1 protein-coding gene is annotated in these 694 nt (G+C 35.9%); it reads right to left on the reverse strand.

Annotated elements, in window-relative coordinates; all coding sequences use genetic code 11:
- Positions 1-23 precede the first annotated feature (23 nt).
- A partial coding sequence (locus GJU39_RS23300) for a transposase (RefSeq protein ID WP_154283381.1) occupies positions 24-694 on the reverse strand: 671 nt, incomplete at its 5' end.

Genomic DNA, 694 nt, shown 5'->3' on the forward strand with positions numbered 1-694 from the left:
CAATGTCATTAAGTTAAGGATTTTTATATTGCATCTTTTTGATTTTTAGTTACTTTAGGTTTCACTCTGGCTCTGAACTTATCCTTATTCCTTTGATTTGTTCGGTTATTTCTTATTGGTATTGTATTTTTTAGAAAAAGCTCCTGCAGTTCGCGGAAAATAGTTTCTAAAGGCTGGCTTTCTGATAGTAATTCGAGTATCCTGTTTTTGAGAAATCCATAAGAAAGGTTATTGTTGACCTTATAATCATATTTTTTTTCCAAGTTCTGCATGACAAGTTCTTCCCGCATGTCATTTACCATGACCGATTGCAGGTTGCTTATGAATATAGCACACATGAAATCCTGCCTTATGGTATTTTCAGAATAACCAGTAAAATGCTCAACTTTAAGCTTGTTCTTCAGTTCATCATAAAAAGTTTCAATGCCCCATCTTAAAAAATATAGATCCTTGAACATTTTGCTGGGATATTTCTTGCTATCCAACAATGTGCTCATTAATACCTCTACCTCTCCACTCGGCAGATCAACCCTTACAAGCCTGATCTTTAGCCTACTCTCCTTGGTATATGATTTATCATGGTATGATCTGTTCTGTTTTGGGCTTAATTCGGTAATTATGGATCGTTTACCACTGCCAACAAATGAAGTTACCGCCGAAAAGCCATGGGAGGTCTTTACCCTTATCAGGAACT

The organism is Pedobacter petrophilus (assembly GCF_009674725.1).
Lineage (GTDB): Bacteria > Bacteroidota > Bacteroidia > Sphingobacteriales > Sphingobacteriaceae > Pedobacter > Pedobacter petrophilus.